This is a genomic window from Xenorhabdus littoralis, assembly GCF_033949345.1.
Lineage (GTDB): Bacteria > Pseudomonadota > Gammaproteobacteria > Enterobacterales > Enterobacteriaceae > Xenorhabdus > Xenorhabdus littoralis.
This window is the reverse complement of the sequence record NZ_VCDP01000107.1, coordinates 1-777: the sequence shown is the minus strand read 5'-3', so window position 1 is coordinate 777 and position 777 is coordinate 1. Positions and strand designations below refer to the sequence as shown.

The following is a 777-nucleotide window of genomic DNA, read 5'->3' as shown; positions in this document are numbered from 1 at the left end:
GCTGCTCTGAAAGTCGTTTATCTGCCGAACAAACGGCAGAACTCGTTTTTATGGCTTTAGCCAGTTTAAGTAGCGTCAGCTTCTTAAACATAAAACCACCCGCTATGCGGGTGGAGACCAAGGGTTATACCAAGAAAAACACCTTTCCGTTACGATATAGATGTTCAAGCTAATATACGTAACTCAAATAAGGAAAGGTGTTTATGGGAATTAAAGCACAAAGCTCAGCCCACACAAAGTGGCTGTGCAAATACCATATCGTCTTTTCGCCGAAATATAGACGAAAAGTCATTTTTGCCAGTATACGTTCAAGCATAGGTGAGATATTACGAGACCTTTGTAAGTACAAAGGCGTTGAAATAATCGAAGGGCATCTCATGGCAGATCATGTACATATGCTCGTGAGTATTCCCCCAAAAATCAGCGTTTCAAGTTTTATGGGATACTTAAAAGGTAAAAGCTCTTTGATGATATTTGATAAACATGCCAATTTAAAATACAAATTTGGCAACCGGAAGTTTTGGTCGGAAGGCTACTACGTCAGCACAGTGGGGCTGAATGAAGCCACAATCCGTAAATATATCAGAGAGCAAGAAAAGTCAGATTTACTTCAGGATAAACTAAGTACACGAGAGTATAACGACCCCTTCAAGGGGTAAGCCAAAGCAGCAAAGACACTTAGCTTGAACGAAGAGAAAGCCGCGTCATTTAGGCGCAGTCGGTAACATGCCCTTATAGGGCTAGAGCAAACCACCCGCTATGCGGGTGGTTCTGATT

General features: G+C 42.0%; 1 protein-coding gene. It reads left to right on the top strand.

The features are described 5' to 3' along the window. The first annotated feature begins 203 nt into the window (after positions 1–203). The gene (tnpA, locus tag FE394_RS17830; RefSeq protein WP_319927679.1) at positions 204–659 is read left to right on the top strand and encodes an IS200/IS605 family transposase; all 456 of its coding nucleotides are present in this window, start codon (positions 204–206) and stop codon (positions 657–659) included. Positions 660–777: the final 118 nt, after the last annotated feature.